At 60.8% G+C, this 18298-nt stretch carries 19 protein-coding genes and 1 pseudogene; 4 read left to right on the forward strand and 16 right to left on the reverse strand.

Annotation, left to right across the window (positions count from 1 at the left end; translation table 11 throughout):
- A pseudogene (locus AAFO90_RS13350) lies at positions 1-108 on the forward strand (IS5/IS1182 family transposase); the annotation flags it as partial.
- An 18-nt stretch (positions 109-126) separates the two neighbouring features.
- Here AAFO90_RS13350 and dgt read toward each other — a convergent pair.
- The 3 genes from dgt to AAFO90_RS13365 all read right to left on the reverse strand — a co-directional run bounded on the left by dgt (position 127) and on the right by AAFO90_RS13365 (position 3288).
- Positions 127-1482: a dGTP triphosphohydrolase gene (gene dgt, locus AAFO90_RS13355; protein WP_347509742.1), complete on the reverse strand. Its 1356-nt coding sequence runs from the start codon at positions 1480-1482 to the stop codon at positions 127-129.
- 75 nt (positions 1483-1557) lie between these two features.
- Entirely contained in the window at positions 1558-2457 is a 900-nt protein-coding gene (locus AAFO90_RS13360; RefSeq protein ID WP_347509710.1) for a cation diffusion facilitator family transporter, read from the reverse strand.
- 63 nt (positions 2458-2520) lie between these two features.
- Positions 2521-3288 carry a sulfite exporter TauE/SafE family protein gene (locus tag AAFO90_RS13365; RefSeq protein WP_274830282.1) on the reverse strand — a complete coding sequence of 256 codons (768 nt, stop codon included), beginning with the start codon at positions 3286-3288 and terminating at the stop codon, positions 2521-2523.
- A 144-nt stretch (positions 3289-3432) separates the two neighbouring features.
- On the opposite strand from AAFO90_RS13365, the gene AAFO90_RS13370 reads away from it, so the two are divergent.
- Both AAFO90_RS13370 and AAFO90_RS13375 read left to right on the forward strand, forming a co-directional pair.
- Positions 3433-5118: an acyl-CoA dehydrogenase family protein gene (locus AAFO90_RS13370; RefSeq protein ID WP_065271517.1), complete on the forward strand. Its 1686-nt coding sequence runs from the start codon at positions 3433-3435 to the stop codon at positions 5116-5118.
- A 276-nt stretch (positions 5119-5394) separates the two neighbouring features.
- On the forward strand, positions 5395-5820 hold the full coding sequence (locus AAFO90_RS13375; protein ID WP_347509711.1) for an META domain-containing protein: 426 nt from the start codon (positions 5395-5397) through the stop codon (positions 5818-5820).
- Here AAFO90_RS13375 and recO read toward each other — a convergent pair.
- The 12 genes from recO to folK all read right to left on the reverse strand — a co-directional run bounded on the left by recO (position 5804) and on the right by folK (position 15051).
- Positions 5804-6529 (reverse strand): DNA repair protein RecO, encoded by a 726-nt coding sequence (gene recO, locus AAFO90_RS13380; protein ID WP_347509712.1) that lies wholly within the window; start codon positions 6527-6529, stop codon positions 5804-5806. The two genes, AAFO90_RS13375 and recO, sit on opposite strands and share 17 nt — an antisense overlap.
- A gap of 3 nt (positions 6530-6532) precedes the next feature.
- Positions 6533-6862: a DUF1491 family protein gene (locus AAFO90_RS13385; protein ID WP_065271519.1), complete on the reverse strand. Its 330-nt coding sequence runs from the start codon at positions 6860-6862 to the stop codon at positions 6533-6535.
- Positions 6859-7767 carry a GTPase Era gene (era, locus tag AAFO90_RS13390; protein WP_065271520.1) on the reverse strand — a complete coding sequence of 303 codons (909 nt, stop codon included), beginning with the start codon at positions 7765-7767 and terminating at the stop codon, positions 6859-6861. The genes AAFO90_RS13385 and era overlap by 4 nt, the downstream gene beginning before the upstream one ends.
- Entirely contained in the window at positions 7764-8450 is a 687-nt protein-coding gene (gene rnc, locus AAFO90_RS13395; protein ID WP_065271521.1) for a ribonuclease III, read from the reverse strand. The genes era and rnc overlap by 4 nt, the downstream gene beginning before the upstream one ends.
- The gene (gene lepB / locus AAFO90_RS13400) at positions 8447-9283 is read right to left on the reverse strand and encodes a signal peptidase I (protein WP_065271522.1); all 837 of its coding nucleotides are present in this window, start codon (positions 9281-9283) and stop codon (positions 8447-8449) included. The genes rnc and lepB overlap by 4 nt, the downstream gene beginning before the upstream one ends.
- A gap of 59 nt (positions 9284-9342) precedes the next feature.
- Positions 9343-9774 carry a holo-ACP synthase gene (acpS, locus tag AAFO90_RS13405; RefSeq protein ID WP_065271523.1) on the reverse strand — a complete coding sequence of 144 codons (432 nt, stop codon included), beginning with the start codon at positions 9772-9774 and terminating at the stop codon, positions 9343-9345.
- A 16-nt stretch (positions 9775-9790) separates the two neighbouring features.
- Entirely contained in the window at positions 9791-10228 is a 438-nt protein-coding gene (locus AAFO90_RS13410; RefSeq protein ID WP_347509713.1) for an ABZJ_00895 family protein, read from the reverse strand.
- Positions 10225-10995, reverse strand: coding sequence for a pyridoxine 5'-phosphate synthase (locus AAFO90_RS13415; protein ID WP_347509714.1), 771 nt, complete (start codon positions 10993-10995; stop codon positions 10225-10227). The genes AAFO90_RS13410 and AAFO90_RS13415 overlap by 4 nt, the downstream gene beginning before the upstream one ends.
- A 100-nt stretch (positions 10996-11095) precedes the next feature.
- On the reverse strand, positions 11096-11818 hold the full coding sequence (locus AAFO90_RS13420) for a DUF2062 domain-containing protein (protein ID WP_065271526.1): 723 nt from the start codon (positions 11816-11818) through the stop codon (positions 11096-11098).
- A gap of 33 nt (positions 11819-11851) precedes the next feature.
- Positions 11852-13996 carry a bifunctional (p)ppGpp synthetase/guanosine-3',5'-bis(diphosphate) 3'-pyrophosphohydrolase gene (locus AAFO90_RS13425; RefSeq protein WP_065271527.1) on the reverse strand — a complete coding sequence of 715 codons (2145 nt, stop codon included), beginning with the start codon at positions 13994-13996 and terminating at the stop codon, positions 11852-11854.
- 38 nt (positions 13997-14034) lie between these two features.
- Positions 14035-14388, reverse strand: a complete 354-nt coding sequence (gene rpoZ / locus AAFO90_RS13430) for a DNA-directed RNA polymerase subunit omega (protein WP_065271528.1) — start codon at positions 14386-14388, stop codon at positions 14035-14037.
- A gap of 90 nt (positions 14389-14478) precedes the next feature.
- On the reverse strand, positions 14479-15051 hold the full coding sequence (gene folK, locus AAFO90_RS13435; RefSeq protein ID WP_347509716.1) for a 2-amino-4-hydroxy-6-hydroxymethyldihydropteridine diphosphokinase: 573 nt from the start codon (positions 15049-15051) through the stop codon (positions 14479-14481).
- A 135-nt stretch (positions 15052-15186) separates the two neighbouring features.
- Between folK and AAFO90_RS13440 the strand changes: the two genes are divergently transcribed.
- Positions 15187-15759, forward strand: coding sequence for an NYN domain-containing protein (locus AAFO90_RS13440; RefSeq protein WP_274830289.1), 573 nt, complete (start codon positions 15187-15189; stop codon positions 15757-15759).
- 169 nt (positions 15760-15928) lie between these two features.
- On the opposite strand, the gene AAFO90_RS13445 is transcribed toward AAFO90_RS13440, so the two are convergent.
- Complete coding sequence (locus AAFO90_RS13445; protein WP_347509717.1) at positions 15929-18130, reverse strand: ATP-binding protein; 2202 nt, start codon at positions 18128-18130, stop codon at positions 15929-15931.
- Between the last annotated feature and the right edge of the window lie 168 nt (positions 18131-18298).

The raw sequence follows: 18298 nt of genomic DNA on the forward strand, positions 1-18298 counted from the left end.
TTCGCAAAGATCAAGGAATTCAGAGCCATAGCGACCCGCTACGAAAAGACAACGTCCAGCTACGCCGCCAATTGGCATCTCGCGGCTGCCATCATCGCCTCACGATGAATGTCCACAGACCCTAGATCAGCCCTGCGAAATGCGTCCTTCGACCATGTCGCGGACCTTCACCGCATAACGATCCGTCATGCCCGAGACGAAATCGCCAAGCGAATGCAGCGCGGTATACTCATCCGTTACCCCGCGCAGGTCCAGATCGACGGCCCGGATCAGTTTCGCCCAATAGCCATGCCGCGCCTTCAGCGCCTCGACGTCCCAGCCGCAGGCCTTCAGATCCTCATAGAGCCCGCTGAAGTGATCCAGCAGCCCATGCAGCACCTGACGACCTGAAATCTCCAGCTCGGTCTTGCGCCGCGCGGTAAAGATGCGGGCGTTCGAGATCTCTTTCAGCTTGGCAAAGGCGTCCGCCTTGGTGGACACCTCCATCAGCCCATCGCTGAACTCCCCCATCATGATGGCATCGTAGTGCGCCATAAATGCCTCGACCGCACTTTCGATCGAGGCCCCGATGGCCATGGCCCGCAGCATTCCGACGCGGTCCCGCAGGGGCATCGCCGCATCGCCCGGGTGGTTCGCCTTGCCGGTGATATCTTCCAGAATGCCCGCCACCAGATCGCTGTCCAAATCGCCCACCGTGGCGGCATCCTCGATATCCAGAATGCGGTAGCAGATGTCATCCGCCGCCTCGACGAGGAAGGCAAGCGGATGGCGCCGCCAGACCTGCGCCGCTCCCGTGCCGTCCGAGGGCAGGCCCAGCGCCGTTGCAGCCTCGGCGAATAGATCGCGTTCAGATTGGAAGACGCCGAATTTCTTCAGGCCCACGTAATTCCCCGAGGACAGCGCCTTGGCCTCTGCCGTGCAAGGGTATTTGGAAAAGGCCCCAAGGGTCGCATAGGACAGGCGCATGCCGCCTTCGCGCTGGCCCATCTCCAGCCGGGCAACGATGCGAAAGCCTTGCGCGTTGCCTTCAAAGGCCTCGAATTCGGGACGCACCTTGACAGGCACAGCAGCGGCAAGGCCGGTGCCGCTGGCAAACTGGCGCGCGAACCACTCGCCGATACTGTCCTCGCCGGAATGACCAAAGGGCGGGTTGCCGATGTCATGCACCAAACAGGCCGCCTGCACCACGCCTGCCATCACATGCTGCTGCCCTTCGGCCAGACTGCCGCGTTCAACCAGTTTCTGCCCCACCTGAATGCCAAGGGAGCGCCCCACGCTGGAGGTTTCCATGCTGTGGATCATCCGGTGATGCACGTGGTCATGGGAATGCAGCGGATGCACCTGCGTCTTTTGCGCAAGACGGCGAAACGGTTCGGAAAACAGGATCCGGTCGTAATCCTGCAAATAGGCGGGGCGGCCCGGCTTTTCCTCAAAATCGGGTCGGCACAAACGCCCCGGGTTCAACAACCTGTCCCATTCCATCGCCATGTGCTGCGCTCCTGCCCTGTGCCTCTTTGGCATGGGTTAAACGGAAACTGGTGCGGAAATGCAATCACCTCAGCGCGGAGATATACCCGTCTTCTCCAGCTTGTGCTCGGGCTCCACGTGGATGTTCACCTTTGCCTCTGGCAACTCGGCCCGGATCGCGTCCTCTACCCGGTCGCAGATGTCATGGGCCGCACGCACCGTCATCATGCCCGCAACCACCATATGAAATTCAACGAACAAAGCTGTGCCCGCCCGGCGCGTCTTTAGCCCGTGCACCTGCAGGGCACCTTCTGCAGAGCGGTGGATGATTTCCTCGATCTCCTCCCGCTCGTCCGGCGGAGCAGCCGAATCCATCAAGCCGTTGACCGAAGAGGCCACCACTCCATAGCCCTCGCGCAGGATGTTAACCGCCACGATCAGTGCCAGCGCCGGATCCAGCCAGCTCCACCCTGTCCACAGTGCCAGACCAAGGCCGAACAGAACCCCAACCGACGTCCAGACATCACTCATCAGGTGACGCCCGCCCGCCACCAGAGCCGGAGACCGCAACGCCCCGCCCCGCCCGATCAGCAGGCGCGCCCAGACCAGGTTGGCCACCATCGCGACAGCGTTGATCCAAAGACCTGCCATTCCCCAATCAGCGGGCGCGATAGGCCGCATTAATGCATAGATCGACTGCTCAAGGATCAGGAAGGCAGCGATGATGATCATGATGCCTTCGGCAACGGCCGAAAAATATTCCGCCTTGTGGTGCCCGAACGGGTGGCCGGCATCCGCAGGACGGCTTGCATAGCGCACCGCAAGCCACGCCAGGAATGCCCCGCCCACATTCACCAGGGACTCAAGAGCATCGGAAAACAGCGCAATGGACCCGGTGACCCACCAGGCGACAAGCTTGAGCGCCAGAACAATCAAGGAGATCGCGATTGATCCAAGCGCAAGCTGGCTTGCATTCAGACGGTTGCCCATGTCGGTCTTCCTGCCCCTGCTTGTCGTCTTCAGGCCCGGATCTGTCTAATCAACGGATACTGATCACAGCATCAGCGCGCGGCGGAGCAAATTCAACCCCGCAACCAGCAGGACGAACAGCGTCAGACGGCGGAAGGCAACCTGATCGATACGATCATGCAGACGTCCGCCGATCCACATGCCCATCACCGCGGGCAGGATCAGTGCCACCGAAAACGGCGCGGTTTCAGCCCGCATGACACCCGAGCCGATGTGCCCCGCCAACAGGGCGACCGCCCCCATGCCGTAGATCACGCCCTGCACACGGATTTGCTCGCTCTTTTCCGTGCCAAGGGCGGTCAGATAGGCCACCGTCGGCGGCCCCCAGATGCCCGACATGCCGCCGATCAGCCCGGCAAAGCCGCCCACCAGCACTTCGGACCGGGGCGTGGGCCTGGCGAGTGTCAGCTGCTTGCCCATCAGCTGTGTCAGGGCGAACAACGATACCGGCACGCCGATAATCAGCAGCATCACCTGCTGCGGCAGAACCCGCACCAGCTGGGCACTGGTCAGAAGAAACACCAGCCCCACCAGAAGGAACAGCCGGAAGCGTTTCAAGGACTGAACCGCTGCGGCAAAGCCGTGACGAAAGGCCTGCATTCCGTTGGTCACAACCGTCGGCAGGATCAGCCCCGCCAAGGCGATTTCCGGCGGCATGAACATACTGAGACCAGAGACGAGAATCATCGGCATGGCAAAACCAACCATCCCTTTGACCGTGCCCGCGACCAGCGCAACAGCAAAGGCCGCCGCCAGTTCAGACGGTGTGAAAGCGGAAAAAAGACTTGTCATGCCTCTTCATAGCGATAGGTCCAGACCGCTGCACCAGCAAAATAAACACGAAACTTTTGGTCGATATGCCGCATCGCGGCGTATTTTTATTGCGCTGCACCTGCGAAATGTTTACCACCAAGCGACCGAAGAAGGATGTGACTCATGGCCCACGACGGACAGGACTTGCAAATGAAGCAGATTGTACTCCCCGACCTTTTGACGCTGACCGCAGCGACGCTTGGCCCGCTTGACCAACTGCTGGAGACTGCCCGCGGCGCGGTCCGCGATCTGGTCACAGCCGATGGCCGCGTTTCCGGCGCACTGGTAGAGCAGCACCAGACTGCGGCCCACGGGCTGTCCTGGCTTGCCACCTACGTCTACAGCCTGCGCCAGATGCAGAACTGGGCCGAGCGGATGCAATCCGAGGGCAAGTTCAACGAAATGGAGCAGCTGATCCACCAGATCGCCTTTGGCGAATACCTGGCGCAGATGCGCGGCGGCATCCAGATGAACCAGGGTGAGATCATCCGCCTGAATGATCTGGGACTGGACGCCTCGGCCCAAAGCCTGCTGGATAGCGCAGAAATCACCACCCTGTGCCAGGCTGGCAACTCCGCTGCCGCCCGCACGCGTCTGGTCGAACTGATGCAGGAACAGGCTGGGTCCGTCATGTTCGGCGCTTCGGGCCTTGATGAAGAGCTGGAGATGATCCGCGACCAGTTCCGCCGCTACGCGCTGGAAAAGGTCGAGCCCTTTGCTCACGAATGGCACCTCAAGGATGAGCTGATCCCGATCGAGATTATCAACGAGTTGGCCGAGATGGGCGTCTTTGGCCTGACCATCCCTGAGGAATTTGGTGGCTTCGGACTGTCCAAGGCGTCGATGTGCGTGGTCTCCGAAGAGCTGTCGCGCGGTTATATCGGTGTCGGCAGCCTTGGCACCCGCTCTGAAATCGCGGCCGAGCTGATCATCGCTGGCGGCACCGACGAGCAGAAGGCGAACTGGCTGCCCAAGATCGCCAGCGCCGAAATCCTGCCCACGGCCGTCTTTACCGAGCCGAACACCGGGTCGGACCTTGGCTCCCTGCGTACCCGCGCGGTGAAGAACGCCGATGGCGATTACGAGGTTACCGGCAACAAGACCTGGATCACCCATGCGGCCCGGACCCATGTGATGACCCTGCTGGCACGCACCAACCCCGACACCACCGATCACCGCGGTTTGTCGATGTTCCTGGCGGAAAAAACGCCCGGCACTGATGAGAACCCCTTCCCGACCGAAGGCATGACCGGCGGCGAGATCGAGGTGCTCGGCTATCGCGGCATGAAGGAATACGAACTTGGCTTTGACGGTTTCAAGGTCAAGGGCGAGAACCTTCTGGGCGGCGAAGAGGGCAAAGGCTTTAAACAGCTGATGGAGACCTTTGAATCTGCCCGTATCCAGACCGCAGCCCGCGCCATCGGCGTGGCACAATCGGCGCTGGATATCGCCATGCAATACGCGCAGGACCGCAAGCAGTTCGGCAAATCCCTGATCAACTTCCCACGGGTGTCGTCGAAACTGGCGATGATGGCGGTTGAGATCATGGTTGCCCGCCAGCTGACCTATTTCTCGGCTTGGGAAAAGGACAACGGCCACCGCTGCGACCTAGAGGCCGGCATGGCCAAACTGCTGGGCGCCCGTGTTGCCTGGGCGGCAGCGGACAACGGTCTGCAGATCCACGGCGGCAACGGCTTTGCGCTGGAGTACAAGATCTCCCGCGTGCTGTGCGACGCCCGGATCCTGAACATCTTCGAAGGGGCCGCCGAAATTCAGGCGCAGGTCATTGCCCGCCGACTGCTGGCCTGACCCCCTTCACACCTATCACTCCCCGGGGACATCCCCGACTGGCCCGGCCTTGTGCCGGGCCTCTTTTTTTATTGAGGTAACGGCTCCCGGCAGGCGGTTTTCCTTTCAATCATCGCTGCGTGCCCCCCATGAAGTGAACCATTTGGTTACCGGTCGGCGCTGGTGTCCCACGGCAATCTGTCCTACCACGCGACGAACCTAATCCCCCGTCGGTTGAAGATCCGCAAAAATTGATCGCGGATTGCTGCTCTGATTGAATACGAAGAAGGCTGCCCTATGCCCGTTTCCCATTTCACAAAAATGATTTCATGGCCCGCCCGTCTGGTACCGGTCCTGCTGGTTGCCCTAACTGCCTGCGCCGGGGACGAAACCCTGTCGGCCTATGGCGCGGCGGGCAAGACATGGCGGCTGAGCCAGATTGATGGCGCGCCCTTCAGCGCCGCCGCGACGCTGGAATTCCCCGCCCCCGGCAAGATCGCGGGGCAGGCGCCCTGCAACGCTTACCGCGCCGAAACCACCGCACCCTACCCCTGGTTCGATACCACAGGCCTATCATCGACCCGCAAGGTTTGCCCCGAATTGCTGGAAGAAACCCGTTTCCTAGAGGCACTGCAAACCATGGGCGAGGCCGAAGTCACCGGCGACGTGCTGATCCTGCGCAATGGGTCGGGGCGTGAGATGCTGTTCAAGGCCGACGGCTGATCAGATCCACCAGCCGCCCGCGCGCCTCGGGCAGCGGGCGATTGCCCAGGGCCCGCGCCAGATGGCTTTCGAGGAAATAACCAGTGGTGCGCAGGGCAATCGCGATCTCGGGATCCTCTGCCGCCCCCTGCCCCAGAAGCACTGGCGGTAACGGCAACAGACGGTCTGCCCAGTCCCCTGCCCCCGCCGCCGACACCGCGCGCCCGGTTTTGGGCGAGACATAGACCAGCCCCTCCTCTGCCCCGGTCACAGCGCAGGCCGTCAGATCAAGGCCAAAGCCCATCTCCTCCAGCAGTGCCACCTCCCAATGCAGATAGGCCAGCGGCCAGAGGTCTTCTTGCTCCAGAAGGTCCAAGAGTTGTTCGGTGCGCGCGTATAGCGCCGGGTAGGCTTCGCGTTCCGGCAGGCAAAAGGACAGAAGCGCCGTCACCGCATTGAGACCCGCGAGAGCCAACCGCCCGGACAGGGCCGCCGCCGCGCGGCTGCGCAGGGGTTCAGCCTGATAACTGCCCAAATGTTCCTCAAGCCGCGCGCGCCAAGTCAGATCCAGCTGCGCCCCCGGCTGCAGGATCGGTGCCATCCGCCGCCCAGATCCGCCGCGCACGACCCCGGCATGACGCCCGTGCCCTTCGGTAAAGACATCGATGATGGCGGCGCTTTCCCCGTGGCGGCGCACGGTCAGCAATATGCCGTGGTCACGCCAGTCCATCGCCTACTCCAGCCCCGGTTCATCCAGCAGGTGACGACCCTGCCGGTCCTCGACCTCGATCACCCAGAGGTCAGGGTCAAACTCGCCCTGCCGCCGGACCGAAGCATCGACATCAGTCTCTGGCCCTTCGGCCAGTAGAACCCACTTACGGTCACCGCTCATCAGATCGTAAGAGCGGTGAAAGGCCTGCGCCTGCCCATCAAGCGTGTTCAGCTTGACCAGAACCGCGCCAGCGGTGTCATCGCCATGCGCGGTCACAAAGGCCGGAATATCAGAAAACCGAAGCCGAGCCAGATAGGCATCGACCCAAAAGCGCGCGGTCAGACGGCTCATGCGTTTCCGTCTTTGAAATCAAGTCCCATCTCCGAATAGCGTTCGGATTCTTCGAGCCAGTTCGGGCGGACCTTGACCTGCAGGAACAGATGCACCTTGCGGTCCAGGAACTCTTCCAACTCGGCGCGGGCGGCCTGGCTGACGGCCTTGATGGTTTCGCCGCGCTTGCCCAGAACGATGCCCTTGTGACCATCGCGAACCACATAAATGATCTGGTCGATCTTGGCGGAGCCATCCTTGCGCTCTTCCCAGTTCTCGGTCTCGACGGTCAACTGGTAGGGCAGTTCCTGATGCAAGCGGAGCGTCAGTTTCTCGCGGGTCATCTCTGCCGCGATCATGCGCATGGGCAGATCAGCGATCTGATCCTCAGGGTAAAGCCACGGCCCCTCGGGGACCTGCTCTGCCAGCCAATGGCGCAGATCCTCGACCCCGTGACCGCGTTCGGCGGAAATCAGGAAGGTTTCGGAGAATTCATAGGCGTCGTTCAGCTTCTTGGTCAGCGCGAGGAGGTCCTCGGCCTGCACCTTGTCGATCTTGTTGATCGCCAGCGCCACAGTGCGGCCCTTGCCGATGTCGGCCAGCCCTTCAAGGATGCGCTCCACGCCTTCGGTAACGCCGCGATGGGCCTCGATCAGCAGCACCACGACATCCGCATCCGCTGCGCCGCCCCAAGCGGCCGCTACCATGGCGCGGTCCAGTCGGCGGCGCGGTTTGAACAGGCCGGGCGTGTCGACAAACACAAGCTGGCTGTCGCCCTCCATCGCCACGCCCCGGATTCGAGCGCGGGTGGTCTGTACCTTGTGAGTCACGATCGAGACCTTGGCCCCCACCATGCGGTTCAAAAGGGTGGATTTGCCTGCGTTCGGCTCTCCGATCAGGGCAATGAACCCGGCGCGTGTGGTCATGTGTCTTGCTCCAATCGTGTCAAAAGCGCCTTGGCAGCGGCCTGTTCAGCCTGCCGTTTCGACCCGGCGCTGGCCTGTTCCTCAGTCCCGTCATCCAGTCGGACCGCGATGGTAAAGATCGGCTGGTGATCCGGGCCTTCGCGGGCAACCTGCACATAGGCCGGCGGGTTCTGGCGGCGCGCCTGCACATATTCCTGCAAAGCGGTCTTCGGGTCGCGGGCGTCGTCCTCGACCTTGCCGATACGCGATCCCCACAGCCGCAGGATCATCTCCTGCGCTGCTTCGAACCCGGCGTCCTTGTAGACGGCGGCGATTACCGCCTCCATCGCATCGCCCAGCAGGGCCTCCTTGCGGCGCCCGCCGGACATCATTTCAGACCGGCCCAGTTTCAAGACGGACCCAAGGTCGATCTCGCGGGCGACATCGGCGCAGGCTTCCTTGCGCACCAGCGCGTTAAAGCGCGGCGCGAGCTGGCCTTCGGTCGCGGTCTTGTCATGTTCCAACAGCGCGGTGGACATCACGAGGCCCAGCACCCTATCGCCCAGGAATTCCAGCCGCTGGTTGTCCTTACGGTTCGGCGAAGACACCGAAGCATGGGTCAGCGCGCGCAGCAAAAGTTCGGGCCGGGCAAAGCTGTGCCCGATCCGATCCTCAAATGCCCGCATGTCTTTAGACAGTTTCACTCGATCCCCTTGAAGAAACGATCACCACGCCAGGTCCAGAAATACAGCATCGAGCGCCCGGCAGAAGAGAACATGATGCGATCCGCGCGCCCGATCAGGTTTTCAAACGGTACGAAGCCGACACCACCGGCAGATTGCGGCAGGCGGCTGTCGCTGGAATTGTCGCGGTTGTCGCCCATGAAGAAATAATGGCCTTCGGGCACCTGATAAACGCCCGTGTGATCCATGCCCTGATTGGCGATATTCAGGATTACATGCTCCACCCCACCCGGCAAGGTTTCGATCTGCCGTGATTTGGCACAGGTCGCGCCCTCACCCACCGGTGCGTTCTCGCAGCGCGGGTAAGAGCCGATCGGCCCCTGACGCTCCATCAGCTCCTCGAAATCGCCTGCGTCCTGCAGCGCGACAGCAGTGCCATTGATCTGCAGAACGCCATTGGTCACCTGAATACGGTCGCCAGGCAGGCCAATCAGTCGCTTGATGAAATCAGTGCCTGTCACCGGATGCCGGAAGACGACAACATCACCGCGCTCGGGCTCGCTACCCAGAATGCGGGTGTTTTCCCCATCCAGAAAGCCGCAGATGTCGCTGGCATCGACGTCGATCCCGATACTGCCCAGCCGTACGCTGGGGCAGGAAGCATAGGAGTAACCGTACGCCATCTTGTTCACGAACAGGAAATCACCAATCAGCAGCGTCTCCTTCATCGAACCCGAAGGGATCCAGAACGGCTGAAAGAACAACGTCCGGAACACGCCGGCAATCAGCAGCGCGTAGACAATGGTCTTTATCGTCTCAAGGATCGAGTGTCCGGCATGGGATTTGGCCGTCATCAGGCTCTCCGGTGTTGTAGGTTGGGTCGGGGGCTACATGCGGCCCGGCTGGGTCTAAGTCAAGCATCCCCGCCGGATTCCCCCGCTGCGTCAGCAAAGGGTCGCGCTTCGATCATCACGATGGCCTGCGCCCAGGGGTGATCATCGGTCAGGGTGACATGGATATGCGCCTCGTGGCCCGGCGGGGTCATCTTGGCGAGTCTGTCCGCAGCCCAGCCGGTCACATGCATGACGGGCTGGCCGGTGCGCAGGTTGCTAACGGACATGTCTTTCCAGGCGATGCCCATGCGCAGCCCGGTTCCCAGCGCCTTGGAACACGCCTCCTTGGCCGCCCAGCGTTTTGCATAGGTGCCCGCCACATCACGGCGACGCTCGGACTTGCGCTGTTCGACCTCGGTAAAGACCCGGTTGCGGAACCGGTCGCCAAAACGGTCCAGCGTGCGCTGGATGCGGTCAATGTTGGCCAGATCGGTCCCGATGCCAAGGATCATGAAGCACCCATGGCGGTCAGTCCCGCTCTTCTTTCTTGAGGATCGCGGTCAGTTGGGATTTCGCACCCATGCCGGTAAAGAACCGCACCAGCACAAGCCCCAGCGCCGCCTGCAGCAGCGCTCCCCCAAACAGGACACTGGCCCCAACCGGATCGCTCATCATCTGACGCAGCGGCGGCATGATGAGGCTGAGAAGCACCACGAAAATCAGGCTCAGCCCAAGGATCATCAGCGCCGCAGCCTTTGCAAACCGCCACAGGACGGCGCTTTCCGGCACCGCACGTTCTGCCTTGGCATATCGTTGCCCTTCGACCATCGCCGCAACGATGGCAGGAATGATGCTCATCCCGCCATTGGCAATGTTATGACCCAAAAGGACCTGCACGGCATAGACAACCGCGATCACCCCCAGGCCCGTAGCGACATAGACCAGCGTAAAGCGTTTGAGGTTCATGCCTCCGCCCCGCTGCGCGCGGCATCCATCCGGCGGCGCATTTCCGCGATGGCTGCAGGCAGCCCCACGAACAGGGCTTCGCCGATCAGGAAATGACCGATGTTCAGCTCCATGACCTGCGGAAGGGCGGCGATGGGACCAACGCTGTCGTAGGTCAGACCGTGTCCGACATGGACCTCCAGCCCCAGATCATGCGCATAGGCGGCCATTTCGGTGATCTTCGCCAGTTCGGCGTCGCGCTCATCCCAGCGACCTTCGGCCCAGGCATCCGCATAGGCACCTGCGTGCAATTCGATCACCGGCGCGCCGATGCGGTGGCTGGCTTCGACCTGAGCCTTGTCGGCAGCGATGAACATCGACACCCGGCTGCCCGCCTCGCGCAGGGGGGTGACATACTCGGCCAGCGCATTGTCATTCCCGGCCACGTCAAGCCCGCCCTCGGTGGTGCGCTCTTCGCGTTTCTCGGGCACCAGGCAGATCGCATGGGGCTTGTGACGCAGGGCGATGGCCTGCATTTCTTCAGTGGCAGCCATTTCAAAATTCAGCGGCGCCTGCAGCACCTGCATCATGCCTTCGATGTCGCTGTCGATGATATGGCGGCGGTCTTCGCGCAGGTGTGCAGTGATCCCGTCGGCGCCTGCGTTCTGCGCCAGCAGAGCGGCGCGCACCGGATCCGGGTTGTCGCCGCCGCGGGCGTTGCGCACGGTGGCCACGTGGTCGATGTTGACGCCCAGCCTCAACCTGTTCTGTGCCTTGTTCTCTGCCATGGTCCTCGGTCCTGAAAGGAATGTCCTGCGCCAGAGACTAGACAGGCAAACTCTGGGGGCAACCCCGATTTTCCATCCTGTTTCGGGAAACCACGGCGGTCTAATCCGCGCGGCGTTTCACACGCGCACCCAGCGATGACTTGAGGCTGGTTTTCAACCCCTTCTTCGCCGGAGGTTCTGTGCTTTCCGCACCTTCCAGCGCGGCGCGGCGTTTGATCTCTTCAAACTTGGCCTTGATCTTGGCCCGGCGGCGCTGCTGATAGGCCCGGATCAGCGGCAGGCTGACCATATAGCAAACCGTAGCGCAGATGATGCCCGGAATGATGCCGCCGATCATATAGGGATAGAACACCTCGTTGTAGAACACCTGCAACCCGTGCCAATCCGCCGGGCGGTCACTGTAGAGGGCAAAGAGGTTGTTCTTCAGATCGTCACCGGCAGCGAAAAATTTGCCCACCAGAGACTTGTCCACTTCCTCGTCAAAATGGGTGCCCAGCAGCCAGTGGCCGGTCTGCAGCGAGGCCACCCCGATCGGCACATAGGTCAGAGGGTTGCCGAAGAAGGTCGAGCTGAGCGCCGCAAGGATATTGCCATTCATCACCCGCGCGATGATCGCCGCCACAACGAAATGCATCCCGTAGAACGGTGTGAAGGTGGTAAAGACCCCAGCCCAGATGCCGCGGGCAATGCGTTCAGGCGAATCGGGAAGCCTGCGAACGCGGTGCTTGACGTAGTGAAACGCCCGGGTCCAACCGCCCCGAGGCCAGAAAAAATCCGCAACCGCACGAAGGGGCGGACGTCTGTCCCGGCGCCTGAATACCAACGGTCTGCGTCCTTCCCGGTTCCAGCCGAACCATTATCCCGGAATTGTGTGCTTTACCGGTTTTTCCCTGAACCGCACCACTTCGGCGACATGACTTTCCGCCTCCAACGTCAACATGAGGGAATGGAGCTGTTCCACATCCCGTAGCTCGACATTGATCATAAGCCGGTAAAAGTCTGGTTTCCGATCTACAAATTCCAGGTCCGAAATATTGGCCTTCTTCTCACCAATCAATGTACAAATCCGCCCCAGCACGCCTGCATCGTTGCCGACGATCATCTCAAGCGTGGTGTTGTAGACGGCCGGGTGGGTGCCGCTATGCCAATGCACATCGACCCAGCGCTCTGGCTGCTCTTCGAATTCGCCCAGCCGGTCACAATCGGCCGCATGCACGACTACGCCTTGGCCGCGGTAGGTGATGCCGATGATCCGCTCCCCAGGCAGGGGCTGGCAGCATGGCGCGCGTTCAAAGCTTTGCCCCGGCTCCAGACCGATCACCGCGCGGCGCGGCGAGATTTCCTCGCTCTCGTGGGCGGTCAGCTCAGGATAGACCGCCTGAACCACATCATGGGCCACGATCTCTGCCGCGCCCAGACGGGCAAGCAGTTCATCGACAGTGCCGACGCGCAGCGCCCGGGCCGCTGTTTCCAGCGCCTTGTCTGTTGCCTTGCGGTTCACATGCTCAAAGGCCGAGCGCGCCAATTCATGCCCCAGCTTGACGAAGCGTGCCCGGTCCGCTTCACGCAGCGAACGGCGGATGGCGGTGCGAGCCTTGCCAGTGGTGGCGATTTCCAGCCAGCTGACCTGCGGCGTCTGTCCTTCGGCGGTGATCACCTCGACCGACTGGCCATTGCGCAGCCGCGACCATAGCGGCACCCGGATGCCATCCACCTTGGCGCCAACGCAAGCATGGCCGATACGAGTGTGGATTGCATAAGCGAAGTCGATCGGCGTCGCGCCCTTGGGCAGCTTGATCACGTCCCCCTTGGGGGTGAAGCAGAAGACCTGGTCGGAATACATCTCCAGCTTGACCGCTTCGAGGAATTCATCGTGATCCTCCTCGGCGTCGAACTGTTCGGTGAGCGAGGAAATCCATTTCGCCGGATCCACCGCAAATGGGTTTTCCGAGCGCACGCCATCGCGATAGGACCAATGCGCGGCAACGCCGGTTTCGGCCACATCGTGCATCTGGCGGGTGCGGATCTGCACCTCGACACGCTTGCCGTCACGCCCCGACACCGTGGTGTGGATCGAACGATACCCGTTGGACTTCGGCTGACTGATGTAATCCTTGAACCGGCCCGGAACCGCGCGCCAGCGCTGGTGAATGGCGCCCAGCGCGCGATAGCTGTCTTCTTCGGACTGGGTGATCACACGGAAACCGTAGATATCGGAGAGGCGCGAGAACCCCTGATCCTTGGCCTGCATCTTGCGCCAGATCGAATAAGGCTTCTTGGCGCGGCCAAAGACTTCGGCTTCGATCCCGGCCTTTTCCAACTCGGCGCGCATATCGCCGGTGATCCGGTGGATCACATCGCCGGTTTCCCGCTGCAATGTCACGAAACGGCGGATGATCGACTGGCGGCCCTCGGGGTTCAGCACCCGGAACGCCAGATCCTCCAGCTCTTCGCGCATCCACTGCATGCCCATGCGTCCGGCCAGAGGCGCGTAGATATCCATGGTTTCGCGGGCTTTCTGCGCCTGTTTTTCCGGGCGCATCGCCTTGATCGTGCGCATATTGTGCAACCGGTCAGCCAGCTTCACCAGGATCACCCGCAGATCCTTGGACATCGCCATGAACAGCTTGCGGAAGTTTTCCGCCTGCTTGGTTTCCCGGCTCGACAGTTGCAGGTTGGTCAGCTTGGTGACCCCATCAACCAGCATGGCCACCTCATCGCCAAATCGGCGGGCAACCTCGTCATAAGACGCTTTGGTATCTTCGATGGTGTCGTGCAGGAGCGCGGTGATGATGGTCGCATCATCAAGGCGCTGCTCGGTCAGGATCGCTGCGACGGCCACCGGATGGGTGAAATAGGGTTCACCCGAGTGGCGGAACTGGCCTTTGTGCATCTCTTCGCCAAAGGCATAGGCTTCGGCGATGCGATCCGCGTTTGTTTTGGGGTTATAGTTGCGGACCAGAGCAATCAGATCTCCGGCGGAAATTTCAGCAGAAGTCATATCCGGTCCGCAGCCTCAGGTAGCAATCTCTGCGCCGCTCAGCCCTGGCTCTGGGCCTCCATCAGCGCACGCAGCAGTTTTTCCTCGGACATGTCGTCCTCGGAGGGTTTGTCGTTGTCGGCCCCCATCAGAAGCGCCATCGAATCCTCTTCGGGCTCGTCGACTTCGATCTGGGTCTGGTTGCTTTCGATCAGACGCTCACGCAGCTCGTCGGCGCTCTGGGTCTCTTCTGCGATCTCACGCAGCGACACGACAGGGTTCTTGTCGTTGTCACGCTCCACGGTGATCGGGGCGCCTGCGGAAATTTCGCGGGCACGATGGGCCGCAAGCATTACCAGCTCAAACCGGTTGGGGACTTTGTCTACGCAATCTTCAACCGTCACGCGGGCCATGGGCGACTCTCCAAAATATTAGTGGGTCCGGAAGGGAGACTTCTACGCCCATATGTTTTTATTGACAAGCGAAGAAAACCCCGAAACGGGTCAATATATCGGGATAACGCTGTCGATATCTGCTCTTGGCAGGGCATCCCGCATCTGGGCGGCTGTTTTTTGCAGCACAGGATGACACCAGTCCGGCGCGATGTCGCACAGCGGCACCAGAACAAAGGCGCGGTCCTGCACCCGCGGATGCGGTAGAATCAGTTGGTCCGGCGTTGCCTTCATCTGCACTTCTAGCGGCAGATCGCGCCAGCGGACATATTCATCCTGATCCGGCAGGACACTGTCTCCTAACGAGATCAGATCGAGATCAAGCGTCCGCATACCCCAGCGCTCTCCGCGCTCGCGGGCATAATGCGCCTCGATCTCGTGCAGCCGGGTCAGCAGTGCCTGCGCAGAAAGGCTTGTTTCGATCTCAACGACAGCATTGGCATAGTCGGGCCCGGCACCCGCAGGAAAACTGGGCGTCCTGAAAAACCGGGAAACCGCGCGCAAGGAAATTCCCGCACCGGGCAATTCCCCGACGGCCGCCGCAAGGGTGTCTTGCGGCAACAAATCGCGCAGGTTCAGGTTTCCCCCCAGCGCGATCAGTGATTTTGACCGGTTTTCGGTCATTTTGGCCTCGCTTCCGAAAATCCTTCCACTTGCGGCAGATGTCAAATAACTTACATTAAGTCCACCTGTTTCGCCGCTTTTTAGCATTCACTCACGGTACACTGGCGGAATAGTTATATCGGAAGGACAATTTTGATGTTTTACAAAGACGAACGGCTTGCGCTGTTCATCGATGGATCGAATCTATACGCAGCCGCCAAGGCATTGGGTTTTGACATCGATTACAAGCTTTTGCGGCAAGAATTCATGCGTCGCGGCAAGCTTCTGCGGGCCTTTTATTATACGGCACTGCTGGAAAATGACGAGTATTCTCCGATCCGTCCTCTGGTCGACTGGCTGCATTACAATGGCTTCACCATGGTTACAAAGCCAGCCAAGGAATACACTGACAGCATGGGCCGCCGGAAGGTCAAAGGAAACATGGATATCGAACTGACCGTCGATGCCATGGAGCTGGCGCCACGTGTGGACCATATCGTGCTGTTCTCAGGAGATGGCGACTTCCGCCCGCTGATCGCCAGCCTGCAGCGGCAGGGCGTCCGGGTATCGGTGGTCTCAACCATCCGCAGCCAGCCGCCGATGATCTCGGACGAACTGCGCCGTCAGGCCGACAATTTCATCGAGCTGGAAGAGCTCAAGGATGTGATTGGCCGCCCGCCGCGCGAATACCCGAACGAGCAGCGCACCCCCGCAGCGGCCCAGTCCTGACCTCACACAGCTAAATATTGGGGCTGCTCCGCCCTTCAGATATCAAAACAAAAGAAAGGCGCCCAACCACTCGGGGCGCCTTTCTTTGTATTCCGGTCCTTTGTCGAACAGAAACTGCAGGAAACACCGGCCGTTCTCGGCTCCCCCGCCCCCTTCTACCTTCGGGCTTTTATCCTCCGGCAGAACGGGCAGCAGGCGGTGGCCGCCCCAGCCCCTGCGGCAGCGCCGAGCCCGATGGCATATGAACGTTCAAAACCTTTTCAAGCGCGGCAATGGTCACCGGCTTTGACAAGTAGTCATCCATGCCCGCCGCAAGGCATTTATCCGCCTCCCCTTCCAGCGCATTGGCCGTGACGGCAATCACCGGCGTATGACCGCGCCCGTCCCGGGCCTCGGCCGCGCGCAGGGCGGCCGTCAGCTCAAACCCATCCATCGTCGGCATCTGGCAATCCGTCAGCACAAGGTCAAACTGACCGGTCTCCCAGGCCTCAAGGCATTCCTTGCCGTCCCGGACAATCGTTGCGGAATACCCCAGCAGTTCCAATTGGGATTCAAAAACGGCCTGATTTATCTCGTTGTCCTCAGCCACCAGGATGCGCCCGCCGACATGTCCCGACGCTTCAGAAACGGGGGCGCCCCGCGTCTGGTCCTGCGGCGCCGCCCTACCGGACAGGTAAGCCAGACCGTCCCAGAAATGTTTGGGGATCACCGGCAGGTCCTGAACCGAATACCGTCCCGGGGCGCGAATGCCCATGACATCAGTCCGGTCGCGGCTCAGGGACAGCAGCTTGACGCCTGGCGCTTCTTCTTCGATCCGGCTGCGCAGCCATTCACTGGTGCGATCCTGCTCGGTCGGTGCCGTCAGCACAAAGATCTTGTCGGGTCCCGCCTTGCGCGCGATCGCCATGTACTCATCCCGGTTTGCGACCCATTTAATATCGCAATCCGCCGCCAGCGCATAAGAAGACCAGCAGGCCCGATCAGTGCCCTTGGGCAGCATGGCAACGACTTGTTTCCCCGACAGCCGCAGGCATTTGAGCGGGCCGGAGGCATCCGCCACCGGCAGCCGCAGGGTAAAAGTCGCCCCGTCTCCCAGAGTACTATCGACCGAGATTTCGCCGCCCATCTTCTCTGCAAGCTGCTTGACGATGGTCAGCCCCAGACCATTGCCCTGGATCATACGCTTGACCACATCCCCAGAGCGTTCAAAGGGCTGAAAGATCGCCTTCTGAACCTCTGCATCCATGCCGATACCATTATCTTCGACAACGAACTCGATCCAGTCGTCCCCCTGCAACTGCACCCGCAAGCTGACCTGGCCAACGGGTTCATCCGACTGCGGTGCCGAAAACTTGATCGCATTTCCGAGCAGATTCAGCAGCACCTGACGCAGACGACCGGCGTCTCCCAAGATAGAATCCGGCAGGTTCGCCTGCACCGACAGGGACAATTCGACCCGTTTCTGATCTGCATGGGCCCGCAGGGTTTCGGCGACGCTTTCGACAACGGGCAACAAACGCATCGGCGCATTCGACAGCTCCATCTTGCCCGCTTCGATTTTCGACACGTCCAGAATATCGTCAATGATCCACAGCAAGGAAGACGACGACTCCTTGATCGCATGCAGGATACGCCGCTGTTCCGGGGAAAGCTCGGTGCTCTCCAGAATTTCGACCATGCCGATGACCCCGTTCATCGGGGTACGGATTTCATGGCTCATCGCGGCCAAAAACTCGCTTTTGGCACGATTGGCCTTGCGCTCTTTCTGATGCGATTTCCACAGTTCCTGACCATAGGAATCCGTCAGCTGCCCAAAGGCCATCATCTCGATCATGATAATGCCGAAGACGGTCAGCATGATCGGTATCGACAGGTAGGTCCGAGAAAATTCCTCGTCAAAGATCGGAGAGCCAAAGTAATCATAGCCCAGCAGCCGGTACCCGATCCAGGCACACAGAACCGCCACGATCAGCCCGATAATATAGGGCTTTTCCCGCTTCAGAGAGAAGGCCATGAACGGCCCGCCGAGAAGCGCCACGAACATGAACTCGACGCTGCTGGCCGGGTGCAGGTTGAAAACCCCGCCCAGAACCGTGCACAGGCCGGCGACGAACCAGATTAGCCGCGCCGCCATTTTGTGCCGCGTGCGCATCAGATACCAGGCAGCCGCTGAACCGGCGCCGGCGATCAGGGCGATTTCGACGACCGTCAGCTCTCCCATGTAGATGCCAAAACCCATCCACAGAACACTCATCACCACAACAAGATTGGCCGTGGTCCGTACCGTACGGAACCGGCGTTCCATACTGTCCTCGACCGCGCGCCATTCAGCGGTGCTGCTGATTTTCTTTGTACTCGCTACGTCCGCCACTCCGGCCCCCAAGACCAAACGCTCGCCCTGTAAAGAGGGTTTCGCGAAAACCGGTGTTTTCAGTCCCACACTCCAACCGCAGGCAAAGCACTGAAATCACCTTATCCAAAACAGTAGCCTGCCTGCATCAGGTTAACATTCCGTCATTTCTGCGACAATCTACAGTCG

The organism is Phaeobacter sp. CAU 1743 (assembly GCF_039839315.1).
GTDB lineage: Bacteria > Pseudomonadota > Alphaproteobacteria > Rhodobacterales > Rhodobacteraceae > Phycobacter > Phycobacter gallaeciensis_A.